The sequence below is a fragment of the Gammaproteobacteria bacterium genome, assembly GCA_015709635.1.
Lineage (GTDB): Bacteria > Pseudomonadota > Gammaproteobacteria > Burkholderiales > Nitrosomonadaceae > Nitrosomonas.
In genome coordinates, this window is sequence record CP054180.1 from 773,163 (window position 1) to 791,588 (window position 18,426).

Below are 18,426 nucleotides of genomic sequence, written 5' to 3' on the forward strand. Positions count from 1 at the left end.
AGGGTAAACGGATTTTAAACCACGATGTTGACCAGCCGGCCGGGTACGACGATGATCTTTTTGATCGCCTGGCCTTCAATAAATTTCTGCACATGCTCGTTGGTCAGCGCGGCGCTCTCGATGGCTTCCTTGTCGGCATCCTTGGCGACGTTGATCTGTCCGCGCAATTTGCCATTGACCTGTACGATCAGCTTGATCTCGTCCTGCGCCATCGCGGCGTTGTCGGCCTGCGGCCAAGGTTGACCGGCAAGCCCGGTGCCGGGCCGGAGTTCGCGCCACAGCTCGTGGCAAATATGCGGCACGATCGGCGACAGCAGCAGCACGATGTTTTCCAGCGCTTCCTGCATAAAATTGCGGCTGGCGGCATCGGTATCCTGGCACTTCGCCAGACCGTTCATCAGTTCCATTACGGCGGCGATCGCGGTATTGAAGGTATGGCGGCGCTCCAGATCGTCCGTCACTTTGGCGATAGTCTGATGCAGTTGGCAACGCAGGGCCTTGAGTTCCGCTGGCAGTGCGGCATGCAAAGCGGGATCAACCTTGGTTGCACCGGATTGCAGGTGAACGTAGGCTTGCCGCCACAAGCGTTTGAGAAAGCGGTACGCACCGTCGACACCGGCGTCCGCCCATTCCAGCGTCTGCGTCGGTGGGCTGGCGAACATCATGAACAAGCGCGCGGTATCGGCGCCGTATTCTTCCACTAGCTTTTGCGGATCGACGCCGTTGTTCTTGGATTTCGACATCGTGCCGATGCCGCCGGATTCCACCGGCTGGTTATCGGATTGCAGGATCGCGCCGCAGCGTTTGCCCTGATCGTCGAACTGCAGTGAGACCTCCGTCGGGTTGTAATAGGTAATACGCCCGCTGCCGGATTTGCGGTAAAAAATCTCGTTCAGTACCATACCTTGCGTCAGCAGATTGGTAAACGGCTCGTCCAGTTTCAGCAAGCTCAGATCGCGCATGACTTTACTCCAGAAGCGCGAATACAACAGATGCAGGATGGCGTGTTCGATGCCGCCGATGTACTGATCGGCAGGCAGCCAGTAATTGACGCGCTCGTCGGTCATGGCCTGATGCTGATCCGGGCAGGCGTAACGGGCGTAATACCACGACGAATCGACGAAGGTATCCATGGTATCGGTTTCGCGGCGCGCTGCTTTGCCGCATTTCGGACAACTGCATTCGTAGAACGAAGGAGTTTTGGCCAGCGGATTGCCGGAGCCGTCCGGCACCAGATCCTGCGGCAATACCACTGGCAACTGATCGTCCGGCACCGGTACCACGCCGCAATCGTTGCAATGGATCAACGGGATCGGACAGCCCCAGTAGCGCTGACGGGATATGCCCCAGTCGCGCAGACGGAACTGCACGCGCTTGTTACCCAATTCTTTTTGTTGCAATGCTGCGGCGATGGCATCGATCGCTTGCTCAAACTGTAACCCGGAGAATGTGCCGGAATCAAAGGTCATGCCGTGTTCCACATAGGCTTCCGTCAGCGGTAACGTCAAACTGCCTTCTTCCGGTTGAATGACAGCTTTGATTGGCAATCGGTACTGTGTGGCAAAGGCAAAATCGCGTTCGTCGTGTGCCGGAACCGCCATCACGGCGCCTTCGCCGTAACCCATCAGCACATAATTGGCGACCCAGACCGGCAGTTTCTCGCCATTCAGTGGGTGGATCACAAACAAGCCGGTGTCCATGCCCTTTTTCTCTTGCGTGGCGAGATCGGCTTCCTTGGCGGAACCGAGCTTGCATTCCTGGATAAAGTCTCGCAGTGCGGGATTGTTTTGTGCGGCGTGCAGGGCGATCGGATGTTCCGCGGCGACGGCCACATAGGTCGCACCCATCAACGTATCCGCGCGCGTGGTGAATACTTTCAGATCTTGCGGTGTGCCGGACTCGCGATCGGCAGGAAAGGTGATATCGACGCCATAGCTCTTGCCGATCCAGTTGGCTTGCATCGTTCTGACGCGCTCCGGCCAACCATCCAGTGTATCCAGTGCCGCCAGCAGTTCGTCCGCATACTGGGTGATTTTCAGGTAGTACATCGGGATTTCGCGTTTCTCCACCGGTGCGCCGGTGCGCCAGCCGCAACCGTCGATGACCTGTTCGTTGGCCAGCACGGTCTGATCGATTGGATCCCAATTGACCACGCCGGTGGTTTGATACGCCAGCCCTTTTTCCAGCATGCGCAGAAACAGCCATTGGTTCCAGTGATAGTAACTCGGGTCGCAGGTGGCGATTTCGCGCGTCCAGTCGATGCTCAACCCCAGGCTTTTCAGTTGCTTGCGCATATAGGCGATGTTGTCGTAGGTCCATTCGGCCGGCGATACATTGTTTTGCATGGCGGCATTTTCCGCCGGCAGCCCGAACGCATCCCAGCCCATCGGCTGCAGTACGTTGTAGCCTTGCATGCGGCGGTAACGCGATAACACATCGCCGATGGTGTAATTGCGCACATGTCCCATGTGCAGCTTGCCGGAAGGATAGGGAAACATCGATAGACAGTAATATTTCGGCTTGCCGGGGGTTTCAATCGCTTTGAATGCAGCCGTTTGTTCCCAGTGCTGCTGGGCATTTTTCTCGATTTCCTGGGGGTGGTATTTTTCTTGCATGGGGACGATGTTTTTATTGGGTAAATTATTTAATTATACCGCGAACCCATTGGCTTGATGCGGGCATATGGTCGGGAAAACACTTTGCTCGATAGCAGGCGGTGAGTGTTTAACCTTTAGTCTTGAACGCAATTTGCCGGATGCGCCGCGCGGTGTGTTTTAGCTTTTGGGGGGGGATGTATGCCAAGCTGAAGGCTGGTACAGCCGAAATGTTGCAGAATTAAGCCTCAAGATCTGAGGCTTTATCGCTGAGAGTTTTTTAGATTGATGGTTAAATTTATATCAATCCAAGCGGAAACCGATTTTCAACTTAACCTGATAATGCGCAATTTTGGCGTTAACAATATGCCCGCGCGTTTCCACCACCTCAAACCAATCCAGATTATGCAAGGATGCACCGGCTTTGGCGATAGCTTGCTGAATGGCATCGTCGCTGCTTTTAGCCGATGAGCCGACGATTTCGATAACTTTGTACACATGATCGCTCATTTTCGAATCCCCTTTTGTTTGTCGGAAATTGCGTTATATCATACTTTAACCGATTAGCTGCATGAGAATTTCATATAATAGCAACCAAGAAAATTGCGGATTTTTGCTGCGTCATAATGATGCAGAGCGACGCTGGAACAAAATCCCTGTACCCGATCAAGGAGAAATGTATGATGAAACTTAGGGAAACGCTGATTAATTTAGCGAACGAGATGAAGCGGCAGGCGTACGGAACGCAGCGACTGAGACCTATCAACAAGATAGGCGAGGGAGTGAGTACCGCGCAACGAAGCGGTTCGCTCGTGCAGTCAATTAATCAGCATTTCCTTAGATTATTGTGCGCTGCGGCGATTATTCTTTCTCTTACGGCTTGCGCCACTTCGCCGATGGGTAGAACCCAGCTTGTTTTTATGCCCGACAGTGAAGTCAATGCGATGGGATTGCAAGCTTTTTCGGATCTGAAGAATGAAAAGAAGATCAATCAGAATCCCAAAGAGAATCAGTTCGTGACTTGTGTCGCCGATGCCATTACCCGTGAAGTCGGCGGCGGTAATTGGGAAGTGGTTGTGTTTGAAGACGCTAGCCTGAATGCCTTTGCATTGCCGGGGCAGAAAATCGGCGTGCATACCGGGTTGGTTGAGTTGGTGGATAACCAGGACCAATTGGCGGCTGTGATTGGTCATGAGGTCGGTCACGTCATGGCGCGACACAGTAATGAGCGGATGTCGCAGAAGCTCGGCGCGCAAATGGGGATTGCGCTCGTTGCCGCGGTAGCTGCGCCGACGACGCCGATGGGACAAACGGCGCTCGGTTTGCTCGGCGTCGGTGCGCAATATGGCGTGATTCTGCCGTTCAGCCGTTTGCATGAGAGCGAAGCGGACATGATCGGCGTTGAGTTGATGGCAAAAGCCGGGTTTAATCCCGCCGAAAGCGTTACGCTGTGGCAGAAAATGTCGCAAGCCAGTCAGGGCGCGCAGCCAGTGGAATTTCTGTCAACCCACCCGTCGCATGAAACGCGCATCGACGATTTGCGTGCACATTTGCCCAAGGCTAATGCGTTGATGCAGCAGGCGCATGCCGCGGGTAAGCAACCGAAATGTGTCAAATAACGTTCTAAGCCTTGGGTTCCGGTTCAGTTGCCGGAAAATCCAATTCCACTTTGGCACCGTCCGGATCGTGGCAAAACAGCTGCCAGATTTCCAACCCCTGCAAACGGTGCAAATCGTATTGAATACCGTGCCGCTTTAAGGTATCGACCGTAGCCTGCAGATTGTTTGCAGTAAAAGCCATGTGATCGATTACACCGGCCGGATTGGGCGGCATCGGTTTGCCCGCCATGATATGCAGAATGGCCTGATTTCCGGTATACAGCCATGCGCCCGGAAAAGCAAACGGCGGACGGTAGCCCTCTGTCAATCCTAATACTTCGATATAAAAATTCTTGCTTCTTTCCAGGTCGTTGCTCAAGACCGTGAAATGATTCATTCCTTCAATCGCCATTTTTTAAACTCATAGAAAAACAAAATTTATACCATGATTTCTGAATTTCTTATTCGCAATAAGAAATCTCATTCAATTCATTGGCAGAAATATTCAACAGTAAAATTTCCGCTGGTATCTTGCCAGCTTAATAGCCGATCTCGATATTGCCGTCCTTGAAATGCGCAGTCAGTGATTCCAGCAAGTCGCCGTGCAAATATACCCGCCAATCGCTTCCCAGTTCCAGTTCGCCGCTGGCGGCATCGTTGCGGTAAAGCAGCGTGACCGGGCAGTAATTCGCATACGGTTTTGGTGTTTGCGGCGAGAAAGGGGTTAACAGCATTTTGAGGCTGGCGGTTAAATCGGTCGCGGTTGCATCGCAGCGGATTTTCAGTTGTTTGGCGAAGCGCGAGCGGATTCCGGCGAAGTCGTAGAGCTGTTCGGCGGTGATGCGCAGTTCGTCGTCTTCGCTGCCGTTGTAACCGCGGTTGCTGATTTTTACTTCCGCGATCAGCAGCTGATCTTCTTTGAGCCAGGCGCGGTTGGCATCGAACAGTTCGCTGAAAACGACCACTTCGACCCGCGCTTTGCCGTCGTCCAGATTGATGACGCACATTCTGCCGCGGCGCGTCATTTGCACGCGCACCGAATGGATGATGCCCGCCAGTAATTGCGGTTCGCGGCTGGGATTCAGCCGATCCAGGCGGGTGCGGATGAAGCGCTTCAGTTCCGCTGCGTAAGTATCGAACGGATGGCCGCTGAAATAATAGCCCAGGCCGGTTTTTTCCTGACGCAGTTTTTCCCGGTCGGACCACGGCTCCGTGTGTAGCAGTTGTGCTTGCAAATGAGACTGATCGTCGCTGGCGCCGAATAAATTGGTCTGGCTGACCGCCCGGCTCTGCTGTTCGGCGGATTCGATCGCGATGCCGGCGGAAGCCATCAGACTGGCACGATTGGCATTGAGGGTGTCGAATGCGCCGACGCGGATCAGCGATTCCATCACGCGGCGGTTGGCGATGCGCCGGTCGGCGCGGTTGCAGAAGTCGAATAAATCGCTGAACGGGCCGCCTTGTTCGCGCACCGCGATGATCGAGTTGACCGCGGATTCTCCGCTGCCTTTGACGGCACCGAGACCGAAGCGGATGGTTTTTCCGTCGACCGGAATGAAACGGTAAGCGGACAGGTTGATGTCGGGCGGCAGGATCGTTAAGCCGCTGGCAATGCTGTCTTCGACAAAAATCTGCACCTTATCGGTGTCATCCATGTCGGCGGAAATACACGCCGCCATGAATTCGGCGGGGTAATGCGCTTTCAGGTAAGCGGTCTGGAAGGCGATCAGCGCATACGCGGCGGCGTGCGATTTGTTGAAGCCGTAACCGGCGAATTTTTCCATCAAACCAAATAGTTCGGTGGCCTTATCCTCGCTTAAATTGTTGTTGACTGCGCCGGAGACAAAGATATCGCGCTGCTGTGCCATTTCTTCGACTTTCTTCTTGCCCATGGCGCGGCGCAGCAAATCCGCGCTGCCCAAGCTGTAGCCGCCGATCACCTGGGCAATCTGCATGACTTGCTCCTGATAAATCATGATGCCGTAAGTCGGGCCGAGGATCGGCTCGAGACGCGGGTCGAGGTATTCGATGGTTTTTCGGCCATGCTTGCGGTCGATAAATTCCGGGATCAAATCCATCGGGCCGGGACGGTATAGCGCTACCAGTGCGATGATGTCTTCAAAACGATCCGGTCTGGCTTTCTGCAGCAAGTCGATCATGCCGCGCGATTCAAACTGGAAAATACCGACGGCGTTGCCTTTGCGCATCAGCGCGTATGTCGCTTCGTCGTCGAGCGGTAAAGATTCCAGCGAGAACGGGCGGGCGGATGGATCATCGCTGGGATGTAACTGGCGGATATAGTCCACGGCGCGGTCGAGAATCGTCAGCGTGCGCAAACCGAGAAAGTCGAATTTCACCAGACCGATTTTTTCGACATCGTCCTTGTCGAGCTGACTGACCACCGAATCGGCGGATTCGGTACAGTAAATCGGACAGAAGTCGGTGATCTCGCTCGACGCGATCAGTACGCCGCCGGCGTGCATGCCGATGTTGCGCGTGATGCCTTCGAGGCTTTCCGCCAGTTCCAGCAGATTGCGCACGTCTTCTTCGTCGGCGGCGCGTTGGTTGAGTTGCGGTTCGAGCTGGCGTGCTTTTTTCAGCGTCATGCCGATTTCGAACGGCACCAGTTTGGCGAGCTGATCGACGAAATTGTACGGCAAATCCATGACCCGGCCGATGTCGCGGATCACCGCTTTCGCCGCCATCGAACCGAAGGTGGCGATTTGCGAGACTTTGCCGGTGCCGTAGCGTTGCTTGACGTAGTCGATCACCAATTCGCGCCGGTCCTGGCAGAAGTCGATATCGAAATCGGGCATCGATACCCGCTCCGGATTCAGGAAACGCTCAAACAGCAAATCGTAACGCAGCGGGTCGAGATCGGTAATGCCGAGCGAATACGCGACCAGCGAGCCCGCGCCGGAACCGCGCCCGGGACCGACCGGCACGTCGTTTTGCTTGGCCCAGTTGATGAAGTCGGCGACGATGAGAAAATACCCGGCAAATCCCATCTGGATGATGGTATTGACTTCAAATTCCAGTCGCGCTTGATATTTTGGCAGCTTGTCTATGCGCGCTCGATCGTCCGGAAACAGGTGCCGCATGCGTTGATGCAGACCTGCCACCGCTTGGTCTTGCAGATATTGATCCAGGCTTTCGTTATTCGGTGTCGGAAATAACGGCAAGCGGTTGATGCCCAATTCCAGAACCAGATTGCAGCGCTTGGCGATTTCGATGGTATTGGCCAGCGCGCTTGGGATGTCGGCGAACAGTTGCGCCATTTCATCCTGAGTTTTGAAATACTGCTGTTCCGTAAAATTCTTCGGGCGGCGTTTATCGTCCAGGGTATAACCTTCGGCGATGCACACTCGCGCTTCGTGCGCGCGGTAATCTTCGGCATTAAGAAATTGCACGGCGTGTGTGGCGACGACGGGCAAGTTGAATTTCCGCGCGAATGCGAGTGATTGTTGCACCAGCATCGCTTCATTGGGGTGGCCGTCGCGCTGCAGTTCGAGATAGAAACGGCTGGGAAACAAATCGGCCCATTTGCGGGTTTGAATTTCGGCTTGCTGCGGATTATGTTGCAAAATGGCCAGACCGATGTCACCGAAGCGCCCGCCCGACAATGCAATGAGTCCCTGCGTACCCCATTCTTCGGGATGCAGCCACGATTCCCTGATTTCGGCTCTGCCGTGGTACTGGTTTTCGCGGTAGGCGCGTGACAGCAAGCGCGACAACAGCAGATAACCGCCATGCGATTGGCACAACAATAACAGCCGGACCGGCTTGTTGCGATCGGATTCGTTGGTGATCCAGACATCGCAACCGAGGATTGGCTTGACGCCGTTTTTGTAGGCGCTTTGGTAGAATTTCACTAGCCCGAATAAGTTGGAAAGATCGGTCAGCGCCAATGCCGGCATTTGATCCGCCACTGCTTTCGCAACGGCATCGGGAATGCGGATCGTGCCATCCAGAATGGAGAATTCGCTGTGCAGCCGTAAGTGAATGAAAGCAGGGTTGGTTGGCATGGTGTTACAATTCGGATCTGCGGATTCTGTCATTGATTAACCGAACGTTATTTTACCTTATGTTGAAAGCACCCGAACTTTTACTTCCTGCCGGTACTTTGGAGAAAATGCGCATCGCCTACGCGTTTGGCGCCGATGCGGTGTACGCCGGGCAGCCGCGTTATTCTTTGCGCGCACGCAATAATGAATTTGCCTTGGAGCAGATCAAAACCGGCATTACGGAGGCGCACGCCGCCGGGAAAAAGTTTTTTGTCGCCAGCAATATCATGCCGCATAACGCCAAGGTGAAGACCTATATGGACGATATGGCGCCGGTCATCGCGATGAAACCGGATGCGCTGATCATGGCCGATCCGGGATTGATCATGATGGTGCGGGAAAAATGGCCGGAAGTGCCGGTTCATCTGTCGGTGCAAGCCAATACCGTGAATTACATGGGTGTCAAATTCTGGCAAAAAATCGGCTTGACGCGGGTGATTTTGTCGCGCGAGTTGTCGCTGGACGAAGTCGCGCAAATTCGCGATCTTTGCCCGGATATGGAAATCGAGGTTTTTGTGCACGGCGCACTGTGTATCGCATATTCCGGCCGTTGCTTGCTGTCCGGTTACTTCAATCACCGCGATCCGAATCAGGGCACGTGTACCAATTCGTGCCGATGGGATTACAAAGTGAAATCCGCCGAAGAAAATCCGAGCGGCGATATTCAGGAAATCGGGAAAATCGATTTCGATTTCGGTCAGGTATTGCAACAATCGGAACAATCCGGCTTATCGGGCGGATGCGGTCCGGTCACACGCCATCCGGCTGCCGACCAAGTGTTTCTGATCGAGGAAAAAGAACGCCCCGGCCAGCTGATGCCGATCATGGAAGACGAGCACGGCACGTACATCATGAATTCCAAGGATTTGCGTGCGGTTGAGCATGTCGAAAGGCTGGTCAAGATCGGTGTGGATTCGCTGAAAATCGAAGGCCGCACCAAGTCGCTGTATTACGTGGCACGTACCGCACAGGTGTACCGCAAAGCAATCGACGATGCCGTGGCCAATAAGCCGTTTGACCTCAATTTACTGGGAGAACTGGAAGGATTGGCTAATCGCGGCTACACCAGCGGTTTTTACCAGCGCCACAGTACTCATGAAACGCAAAACTATCTGCGCGGGCATTCCGAATCCAATCGCAGTCAGTATGTCGGCGATGTCACCGGTTTCGATGCAGCGAATGGCATGGCGGAAATTTTGGTAAAAAACCGCTTCCAAGTCGGCGACCGCCTCGAGATTATTCATCCATCCGGCAATCAGGTTGTTGAGCTGGCGCAGATGCTGAACGCCAAGGGAGAGCCCGTACAAATTGCTCCCGGTAGCGGTCACCGCGTCAAAATACCGCTAGCCAGAAATATGGAGCATGCTTTCGTTGCGCGCTTTTTCTGAATTGGCTTGCTGGCCCTGATGGTGAAAAAAACCAAGGATTTTCTGCGGCAGCCAGTCCAATTTCCCCGGGAACGGTCCGCGCATGAATCCCGCGTGTCCTCCTTCTTCGGGGAATTCCAATGTGACATCGGCTGAGACTTCAGCTTGCGATGGCAGCACCGATGCCGGCATGAACGGATCGTTGCGCGCATTGATCACTAATGTCGGCACTCGGATGTGCGGCAACCATTGCTTGCTGCTCGATTGCTGCCAGTAATCATCGGTATTGCGGAATCCATGTAAAGGCGCCGTGACGATATTGTCAAAATCATAAATCGAAGCGCATTTCTTCAGCGCGTGCGCATCGAACAAGCCGGGGAACTACGTGAGCTTGTCGAATGCTTTTTCTTTCAGTGTATCGAGGAAATGGCGCGTATACACTTGATTGAATCCTTTATCCAGAGCCGACCCAGCAGCCGCCAGATCGAGCGGAACGGATACGGTTGCAGCGCCAGCGACGAGCTCCTTGGCTTGTTCCCCACGTTCGCCCAGCCATTTCAACAGCGCATTGCCGCCCAATGACACCCCCATGACATAAACCGGTTGCATGGTGTCCGTTGTTTTTGTTTGCCCGGCAATGCGCCGCAGCATCCAATCAATCTCTGTGGAATCGCCGGCGTGATACGCGCGCGATAAGCGGTTCGGTTCACCGGAACAACCGCGGAAATGAATGACGGCGCTGCGCCAGTGATGGCGTTGCAGGCTATTGATCATGCTGAGAATGTAGTGACTCGACGACCCGCCTTCCAAGCCATGGAAAAAAACGACCAGTGGGGATTTGTCAGACCCGCCGCTCCAGTCGACATCGATAAAATCCCCGTCGTCGAGCTCCCAGCGTTCGCGCCGGTAAGTAAATTGCTGCGCCGGTTTTTTAAAATAAGGGTACAGCGTTTGCAGATTACCGCCGGGCAACCAGGAAGGTGCTGTGTAATTTTCTGTGTGCCAGGAAATTGCATTGTCATGCAGATGGATTATTTTACGTTGCGGCATTCGGGTTTATCGATTGATATGCAATTGCGGTCAATGAAGCTAAATTGCGCTGATTCTAAGGAAACACTGAATAATTGTCTATGCAAGCGATTTACTGCGTTGAACGGTACTCGGAAATTCGTCTGTCACCATAAACTTATTTGCATCTTATCCAGCTTGCCGCGGATTATTCAGTGTTCCCCTGAAACGGCAATGGCAAGCTGTTACGCTGGCCATTGCTGCTGAGACCCCGGATAAATCAGAGAGTGGTCATGGTCCTTTACTAAAACTCACTCCATTGGTTGTTGTTGTCACCAACAGCGATTTTTTTTCTATTCCGCAGTTTCGCTCTGCCGGTATGAACAGTATTGCCTTCATCTCGATCGATGAGTTCCGCGTTCCTCTTGTTAGCCAGGTGAACTACCGAGCCAGGTCTGTTTGCACTACTTTGCGCCAGATTGAATATGGAAATGGCGCCAACCAATTCATGCGCCTGTTGTTCCAATGAAGCGGCGGCAGCGGCTGCTTGCTCAACCAGCGCTGCATTTTGTTGCGTTACATCATCCATTTGCGATACGGCTTGGTTGACTTGCTCAATACCGGTGCTTTGTTCTTTGGATGCAGAAGTGATATCCGAGATGATTTCGGTTAAATTTCTTATCGCTGTCACAATTTCATCCATGGTCTTGCCTGTTTTATTAACTAATGTAGCGCCTTCTTCGACTTGTTTTACTGAATCGTCGATCAATGCTTTGATTTCTTTCGCTGCTGTGGCGCTTCGTTGTGCCAGGTTGCGAACTTCCGTTGCAACCACGGCGAAGCCGCGGCCCTGCTCACCAGCCCGTGCTGCTTCTACCGCTGCATTGAGTGCCAGAATATTGGTTTGAAAAGCGATGCCGTCGATGACACCGATGATGTCGGCAATTTTGCTTGAGCTTTCACTAATCGATGACATTTTAGTGATGACCTCGTGCATCATTTCGCCGCCTTTGGCAGTGACGGTGCTGGCCGTTATCGCGATCTGGTTGGCGCTGACGGAATTATCCGTGTTTTGACGCACGGTTGCAGTGAGTTCTTCCATGCTGGATGCGGTTTCTTCCAGTGAAGAAGCTTGTTCTTCGGTGCGTTGTGAGAGATCCAGGTTACCTGAAGCGATTTCTCCGGTCGCCAGGCGCACCGATGCGGCATTTTTCTGCACATCCAGCACTGTTGCCCGCAGGTTAACGCCCATCTGACTCAGCGCTTTCAATAGCTCGCCGAATTCATCGCCACGGTTAACGGAGAATTTATGCGTCAAATCGCCGCCGGCCAGTTTATTGGCGATATCAATGGCTTGTTTTAGCGGTGACAGCGTATTTTTAGCCATGCTGTAGGCGAGATAGGCTATCAATGCTATGCCGCTTGCCGTGATTGCGGCGATCATGTTGCCTAGTGATGCAGGTGCTTGAGTTTGCGACAATCCCCACCAGCCGATGCCGCCCGCAGCCATTAAAAATAGAGCGGGTGTCGCCATCGCAAGTGCGATGCGTTTTTTGGTGGTCATCTTGAAAAAAGCCTGCAGTTTGCCGATGAAATCGGTCCGCACGATTTGACCTTTTTCGATTTTCAGGTTTTTTGCCTTGCCTTCTAGAATCTGCTGATAGATTGGGGCTGCCCGCTCGATTTCCGCACGTGAAGCTTTGGTACGAACCGATAAATAACCGGTTACTTTACCGTTTTCTATTAGTGGTGTCGCATTAGCAGTGATCCAGTAGAAGTCACCATTTTTGCGGCGATTTTTAACCAGGCCGGTCCACGGTAAACCTTGTTTGAGTGTTGCCCACAAATCTTCAAACGCTTCAGGAGGTACATCCGGGTGGCGCACGATATTATGCGCCTTGCCGAGTAATTCTTCTTCAGGGAAGCCACTTACTTCGACAAATGTGGCATTGATATAGGTGATTCTGCCTTTGGTATCGGTCGTTGAGACGATTAATGTATCATCATCAATGGGATATTCTGTATTGGTAACCGGAAGATTGAGTCTCATAATTTATCCTTTGTGGAATAGTTTTGTGTGAGACTAGGCTTACGGTAAATAAACAAATATGTTCTGTCGGTGGTTTCTATTTTTGATGGAAAAGATACGATATGTTTATCGTAAGAATTATCCTGCTGAATTGCCGTGCATTTGCAAGATTAATGCGAGAAACTGCCGGGTGCTGGCTTCAGCAGTCAGCTCACTTTGTAAACTTAGAATAAGTTGATAAATTGCCCTATTTTTAAATAATCGTTGTGTAATGGTTTGGGCTACTATGCAATGGAGTGATTGCTGCCATAACTGTGAATAACAGAGGTTTTGATGAAGTTAAATTTCGTTTTATGCGGAGTTTTATAATGACGATATTTAAATGTCAGCTGATCTTTTTTGAATGTGATTAAGCAATTAACTCAATGAACAGAAAATACAATCAGAATATTCCTATAGTTTTAAATTTGTCGGGAAGATACTATTAACGGTTATCGATATTGATAATTCATCCGGCGGAGTAGGGATAACTCATTAGTAGATGGCAATGAGAAACAGATACCTGAGTATGTGTGTGGATTGATAGCGAATGAATGCACAAAAAGAGTCCAGCTGGATTGAGAAATTTTACCCGGATGCGGTGTGGGATGTGGCGATTGATCAAGGAGTTAGTTCCAAAGGAGGATCAAGCCCAAACATAATCACGCATGGAGTTCAGTCTTCGTACGATTGGAATGATCATTCGGGAGCGGTGGAAATTAAAACGCAGGCGCAGTTAATCAAACTGGCATGCTTATACGATATTTCCCGTATTATGCTGACCACACGGACCATTGAGGATCTGTGTCAACAGCTTATTGAACATATGAGATTCGTATGGCCGCCATGTGATCAGATTTTTCCGTTCGTTGAAATTGACGGCCAACACTTTTCGGCACACGAATCCGCACATCGATTAGCGTATCAGTATTCAGTGCCGGTTATAGTTAATGGCACTACAGCAGGTCAGGTAGGTGTTCTTTCCGAGGATATCGATGTAACGAGCTGGTCGGAAAATGAAGATGCTGTGTTTCTAAAAAATGTTGCACATGATCTTGGATCGTGGTGGCAGCAAAACCGGCTGGTTGCAGCGCAGAACTCATTGCTGAACGATGTGCGTATGATCGAAAGCACATTTAACGCGCATGCCATCGTGGCGATAACCGATGAGTTTGGGAAAATACGCTATGTCAATGAAAAGTTTTGCCTGGTTTCCAAGTACTCGGCCGATGAATTGATCGGGCAAGATCATCGCATCATTAACTCCGGTTATCATTCCAAAGAATTCATCAGAAACTTATGGGCTACGATTGCCAAAGGCAATGTCTGGCGCGGAGAAATCAAGAATCGTGCCAAAGACGGCACGTACTATTGGGTTGATACGACGATAGTGCCGTTTCTTGATAGTGACGGATTGCCTTATCAGTATGTGGCGCTTCGTACCGAAGTGACGAATTACAAGCAGCTGGAACAAAAAATGGAAGAGCAGGTAACGGAATTAGCCCGCTCTAATGACGAACTGGAGCAATTCGCCTATGTCGTCACGCATGATCTGCAGGAACCGCTACGCGCCATCAACAGCTTCGTTCAGTTACTCAAAAAATACTGCGATCATCAACTGGATGACCGAGCCAAGGATCTGATTTCGCACGCCGTGGCCGGTACCAATCGCATGCAAATGCTGATTGATGATCTGCTGACGTATGCCCAAGTGAATGCCAGTCAAGGACTTATCGAAATTGATTGTGAACAGTTATTGAAAAATGTGCTGACGGATTTATCCGTCGTCATCGGCGAGTGCAATGCGATTGTTACGTATGATAAGCTTCCGGTGCTCAAGGGTATCCGCTTCCAGTTTATTCAGTTATTTACCAATCTGATCAATAACGCGCTCAAATTCCGCAGAAATCAACCGCCGCAAATACACATCGGTGTCGAAGAAAATCACCGTGAATGGATTTTTTCCGTCACAGACAATGGAATCGGTATTGAAGAACAGTATCTGGATCGTATTTTCCGGGTATTTCAGCGCCTGCACAGCCGGCGGGAATATGCCGGTACCGGTATCGGCTTGGCCATCTGCAAGAAAGTTGTGGAACATCACGGAGGGAAAATTTGGGTTAAATCGGCGCCCAATGTTGGTTCTTCGTTCTATTTTACAATCCAAAAAACTGATTAATTATCACGATGTATCACAAAAATAATACTCATCCCAGAATCATTCTGATGATCGATGATAATCCGACCGATGTTTTATTGATCAAAGAGGCATTTGCATTCTGTGAAGCAAACAGCGAAGTGCATGTGGCCGAAGACGGTGTTTACGCGCTGGAGTTCCTGAAGCGGCAGGGAGAATACGCACATGCGCCGCGTCCTGATATTATCTTGCTGGATCTCAATATGCCGAGAAAAAGCGGACTGGAAGTGTTGACGGAATTGAAATCGAATCCTGAATTAATGACCATTCCGGTGATCATTTATACGTCCTCCATCACCAAAGAAGATGTCAAAGCGGCATACCATCATCATGCAAATAGCTACATCAGAAAATCGGTAGATTTTGATGACTGTATCCGGACCGCGAAATCGATTAAGGATTTCTGGTTTACCTGTTCAATTCTATCCGAGCCTTGAGCAAATCATGACTTCATCCAAAATTCATATTTTATTGATCGAAGATAATGAATCAGACGCCTTACTGGTGCAAAGTGATTTGCAGCAAGCAATGGGCGATCAGATTACCTTGGTTCATACCGAACGGTTAAGTACCGCGCTTGAATTAATCCGCGGGCAGTCATTTGATTTGATTCTGTCGGATCTCACCTTGCCCGATAGCGACGGCATTACAACGATCAACCAACTGCGCGAGCATGCAGCGAGCATACCGATTGCAGTCTTATCGTTCCGGAATGATGAGAAACTGGCGATCAAAGCGATCAAAGCGGGTGCTCAGGATTATCTGGTCAAGGGAAGTTTGACCGAAGGTGTTCTGGCGCGTGTCATCCGTTATTCGATCGAGCGCAAGCGCATTGAAGAAAGCAACAGAAAAGCGCAGCGGCGCTTCCAGACCGTTTTTGAGAAAGCGCCGCTCGGCATTGCCCTGATCAATTTGCAGACGGGAAAATACTACGATGTGAATCCTATGTACGCTTGTATTGCAGGCAGGAGCGTGGAGCAACTGCTGAGCATCCATCAAGCGGATATCATTCATCCTGAAGATGTTCCGTCTTATCAACATGATATCGAACTTTTCATACATCATCAGCCGCATGACAGTAAAATAATAAAAAGGGTGTTACGTCCGGATATGTCCATTATCTGGATTGAGATGTCCATCGTACCGTTTGAGCCCATGAATAATCATGAAGTCTGCCATTTATGCATGATCGAGGACATCACGGAACGCAAACGGATGATTGAAAACTTGCGGCACTTGACAACGCATTTGCAGGATGTCCGGGAAGAGGAAAGAACCCGGATCGGCCGTGAAATACACGATGTTTTGGGTGGGACTTTGACCGTCCTGAAAATGGATTTGGATTGGTTGTCGAAAAAGATCACGGCGGATCCCATGCATGAACGGGTGAAATCGCTGTACGCCTTAACGGGTGAGGCGATCGAGACCGCGCGCCGGGTGTCGGTCAATCTGCGGCCCAATGTGCTGGATAATCTTGGATTGTACGGTGCAATCGAATGGCTGGTGCGTGAATTTGAACAGCGCACGAATATCCAATGCTACTTGGAATCTGTGATATCGACCATATCTTGCAGTAACAAGAACTTTGAAACCAGCATTTTTAGAATTGTTCAGGAGATATTTATCAATATAACCCGGCATTCGCAAGCCACGAAAGTGGATATCGAACTCATCGAAGATGATAACGATATTGTGATTACCATTAAAGATAATGGCGTCGGTATAACGGAATCACAAATGCTGAATCCCGAGTCGTTTGGAATTATTGGCATGAAAGAGAGAACACAGCAATTCGGCGGCAGGCTCGAGATATCCGGTAAGCCTTTCAAGGGCAGTGTGGTGATACTTAAAATACCGTTGACTATTGCGGCAACAAACATCGGGGAATTGATCCATGATTAAAGTTCTGATTGCAGACGATCATGCGTTATTTCGTGATGGTCTGAAAAGAATATTTAACGAAACGGACGATATCAAAGTGGTTGCGGAAGCCACCGATGGAAAAGATATTCTCAAGAAAGCGCGCGAGGTTGATTGGGATATCGCACTGCTGGATATTAGCCTGCCCGATATCAACGGCCTGGATATACTGAAAAGAATTTTATCGATCAATGTCTCGTCGTGCGTATTGGTTCTCAGCATGTATCCGGAGGAGGAATATGCAATCCGCGCTATCCGCTCCGGTGCTTCCGGGTATTTGACCAAAGACAGCCCGACCGACCAGTTGATCTCGGTGATTCGCCGCCTGGCCAAAGGCGGGAAATACGTTAATCCCGAACTGGCCGAGAAACTGTTGTTCAATCCGGTGATGGAATCGGACAAATTAACACATACCGCCTTCTCAGATCGGGAATTTCATGTGTTCAAGCTGATCGTTGCCGGAGAATCGTTAACATCCATCGCCAATAAGTTGTCGCTCAGTGTCAAAACGGTCAGCACTTACCGTTCGCGCATTCTGGAAAAAATGAACATGAAGAACAATGCGCAACTGGTTCGTTATGCCATTCAGCATCGGCTGGTCGAATAAAATCTCAGATTCTGTGCGCGAAATGGTCGAATACCAGTCGCTTGAGCAGCGCCAGTTTGCCGTGAAAGAAATGCTCCGCGCCGGGTACAACCAAAACTGGTTGCGCTGCCGGTTCCGCCCAACCTAAAACCGCTTCGGGTAATACCACATTGTCTTTATCGCCGTGCATGATCAGAGCGTATTGAGTCGTCTCCGGTACTGGCGGTGCTTGTAGGTTAACCACCGACGGAGCGACCAGAATTAGAAACTCAGGTGCCAGTTTCTCCGCCGCATGCAATTGAATAGCACCACCGAATGAGAATCCCGCTAGCAGCAACGGAATATCCGCAGCTTGCTGAATGAATTGGTCGCGAATGGTTTGCGTCACTGCCAATACATCCTCGATTTCACCCACACCATGAGCGAAGTGACCTTCACTTCGGCCGACACCGCGAAAATTGAATTTTACCGTGATGAATTCGAGTTCCAGCAAAGCCGTGAACAAGGTGTGTACAACTTTGTTATCCATCGTTCCGCCATGCAACGGATGCGGATGAGCAACGATGGCGATTCCTTTGGGCGCTGAGCGGGGTTCGCCCAGAACGGTTTCCAGCTTACCCGCCGGACCATCGATAAAAAATTTCTGTGTGATTACGGACAAACTATTGTTCTCAACAATGTAGCCGATCGGCGCAGATCAGATTTTCAGGCGCTCGACGACGTTGCCTTTGATCAGGTGCTCGTCAATGATTTCGTCGATGTCGTCTTTGTCGATGTAGGTGTACCACGTCTCTTCCGGGTAAATGACGATCACCGGACCTTCGTTGCAGCGATCCAGGCAGCCGGCATTGTTGATACGGATTTTTTTCTTGCCGTCCAGCTTGAGCGATTTAATGCGTTGCTTGGCGTAATCGCGCAGTTCCTGAGCACCGAAATTGTTGCAGCATTTGGCGCCGCCTTCACGTTGATTGGTACAGAAAAAAACATGGTGCTGATAATAACTCATGAGTATTCCCGGAAAGAA

The 18,426-nt window shown here is 50.9% G+C and carries 13 protein-coding genes and 1 pseudogene; 6 read left to right on the forward strand and 8 right to left on the reverse strand.

What is annotated here, in order from left to right; genetic code table 11:
- Positions 1-14 precede the first annotated feature (14 nt).
- Both HRU78_03440 and HRU78_03445 read right to left on the reverse strand, forming a co-directional pair.
- The gene (locus HRU78_03440; GenBank protein ID QOJ22819.1) at positions 15-2,615 is read right to left on the reverse strand and encodes a leucine--tRNA ligase; all 2,601 of its coding nucleotides are present in this window, start codon (positions 2,613-2,615) and stop codon (positions 15-17) included.
- 282 nt (positions 2,616-2,897) lie between these two features.
- Positions 2,898-3,104, reverse strand: coding sequence for a dodecin domain-containing protein (locus HRU78_03445; GenBank protein ID QOJ22820.1), 207 nt, complete (start codon positions 3,102-3,104; stop codon positions 2,898-2,900).
- Positions 3,105-3,316: 212 nt separating this feature from the next.
- On the opposite strand from HRU78_03445, the gene HRU78_03450 reads away from it, so the two are divergent.
- Positions 3,317-4,213: a M48 family metallopeptidase gene (locus HRU78_03450; protein ID QOJ24896.1), complete on the forward strand. Its 897-nt coding sequence runs from the start codon at positions 3,317-3,319 to the stop codon at positions 4,211-4,213.
- 4 nt (positions 4,214-4,217) lie between these two features.
- Here the strand turns inward: HRU78_03450 and HRU78_03455 are convergent, their stop codons facing one another.
- A complete protein-coding gene (locus HRU78_03455; protein ID QOJ22821.1) occupies positions 4,218-4,604 on the reverse strand; it encodes a VOC family protein in 387 nt (128 codons plus the stop codon).
- Positions 4,605-4,731: 127 nt separating this feature from the next.
- On the reverse strand, positions 4,732-8,250 hold the full coding sequence (gene dnaE / locus HRU78_03460) for a DNA polymerase III subunit alpha (protein QOJ22822.1): 3,519 nt from the start codon (positions 8,248-8,250) through the stop codon (positions 4,732-4,734).
- 26 nt (positions 8,251-8,276) lie between these two features.
- On the opposite strand from dnaE, the gene HRU78_03465 reads away from it, so the two are divergent.
- Positions 8,277-9,644: a tRNA 5-hydroxyuridine modification protein YegQ gene (locus tag HRU78_03465; protein QOJ22823.1), complete on the forward strand. Its 1,368-nt coding sequence runs from the start codon at positions 8,277-8,279 to the stop codon at positions 9,642-9,644.
- Here HRU78_03465 and HRU78_03470 read toward each other — a convergent pair.
- A pseudogene (locus HRU78_03470) lies at positions 9,600-10,673 on the reverse strand (hydrolase). The gene HRU78_03465 and the pseudogene HRU78_03470 overlap by 45 nt on opposite strands.
- 262 nt (positions 10,674-10,935) lie before the next feature.
- Entirely contained in the window at positions 10,936-12,681 is a 1,746-nt protein-coding gene (locus HRU78_03475; protein ID QOJ22824.1) for a PAS domain-containing protein, read from the reverse strand.
- A 568-nt stretch (positions 12,682-13,249) separates the two neighbouring features.
- Between HRU78_03475 and HRU78_03480 the strand changes: the two genes are divergently transcribed.
- Genes HRU78_03480 through HRU78_03495 form a run of 4 tightly spaced genes read left to right on the forward strand, consistent with a single transcriptional unit; the run spans position 13,250 to position 17,423 of the window.
- The gene (locus HRU78_03480; GenBank protein ID QOJ22825.1) at positions 13,250-14,878 is read left to right on the forward strand and encodes a PAS domain-containing protein; all 1,629 of its coding nucleotides are present in this window, start codon (positions 13,250-13,252) and stop codon (positions 14,876-14,878) included.
- A gap of 8 nt (positions 14,879-14,886) precedes the next feature.
- Positions 14,887-15,333: a response regulator gene (locus HRU78_03485; GenBank protein ID QOJ22826.1), complete on the forward strand. Its 447-nt coding sequence runs from the start codon at positions 14,887-14,889 to the stop codon at positions 15,331-15,333.
- 7 nt (positions 15,334-15,340) lie between these two features.
- Positions 15,341-16,798, forward strand: coding sequence for a response regulator (locus HRU78_03490; GenBank protein ID QOJ22827.1), 1,458 nt, complete (start codon positions 15,341-15,343; stop codon positions 16,796-16,798).
- Entirely contained in the window at positions 16,791-17,423 is a 633-nt protein-coding gene (locus HRU78_03495) for a response regulator transcription factor (protein QOJ22828.1), read from the forward strand. Before HRU78_03490 ends, HRU78_03495 begins: the two co-directional genes overlap by 8 nt.
- Positions 17,424-17,427: 4 nt before the next feature.
- On the opposite strand, the gene HRU78_03500 is transcribed toward HRU78_03495, so the two are convergent.
- Together HRU78_03500 and HRU78_03505 are read right to left on the reverse strand one after the other, a co-directional pair.
- A complete protein-coding gene (locus HRU78_03500) occupies positions 17,428-18,063 on the reverse strand; it encodes an alpha/beta hydrolase (GenBank protein ID QOJ22829.1) in 636 nt (211 codons plus the stop codon).
- 36 nt (positions 18,064-18,099) lie between these two features.
- Entirely contained in the window at positions 18,100-18,408 is a 309-nt protein-coding gene (locus HRU78_03505; GenBank protein QOJ22830.1) for a (2Fe-2S) ferredoxin domain-containing protein, read from the reverse strand.
- Between the last annotated feature and the right edge of the window lie 18 nt (positions 18,409-18,426).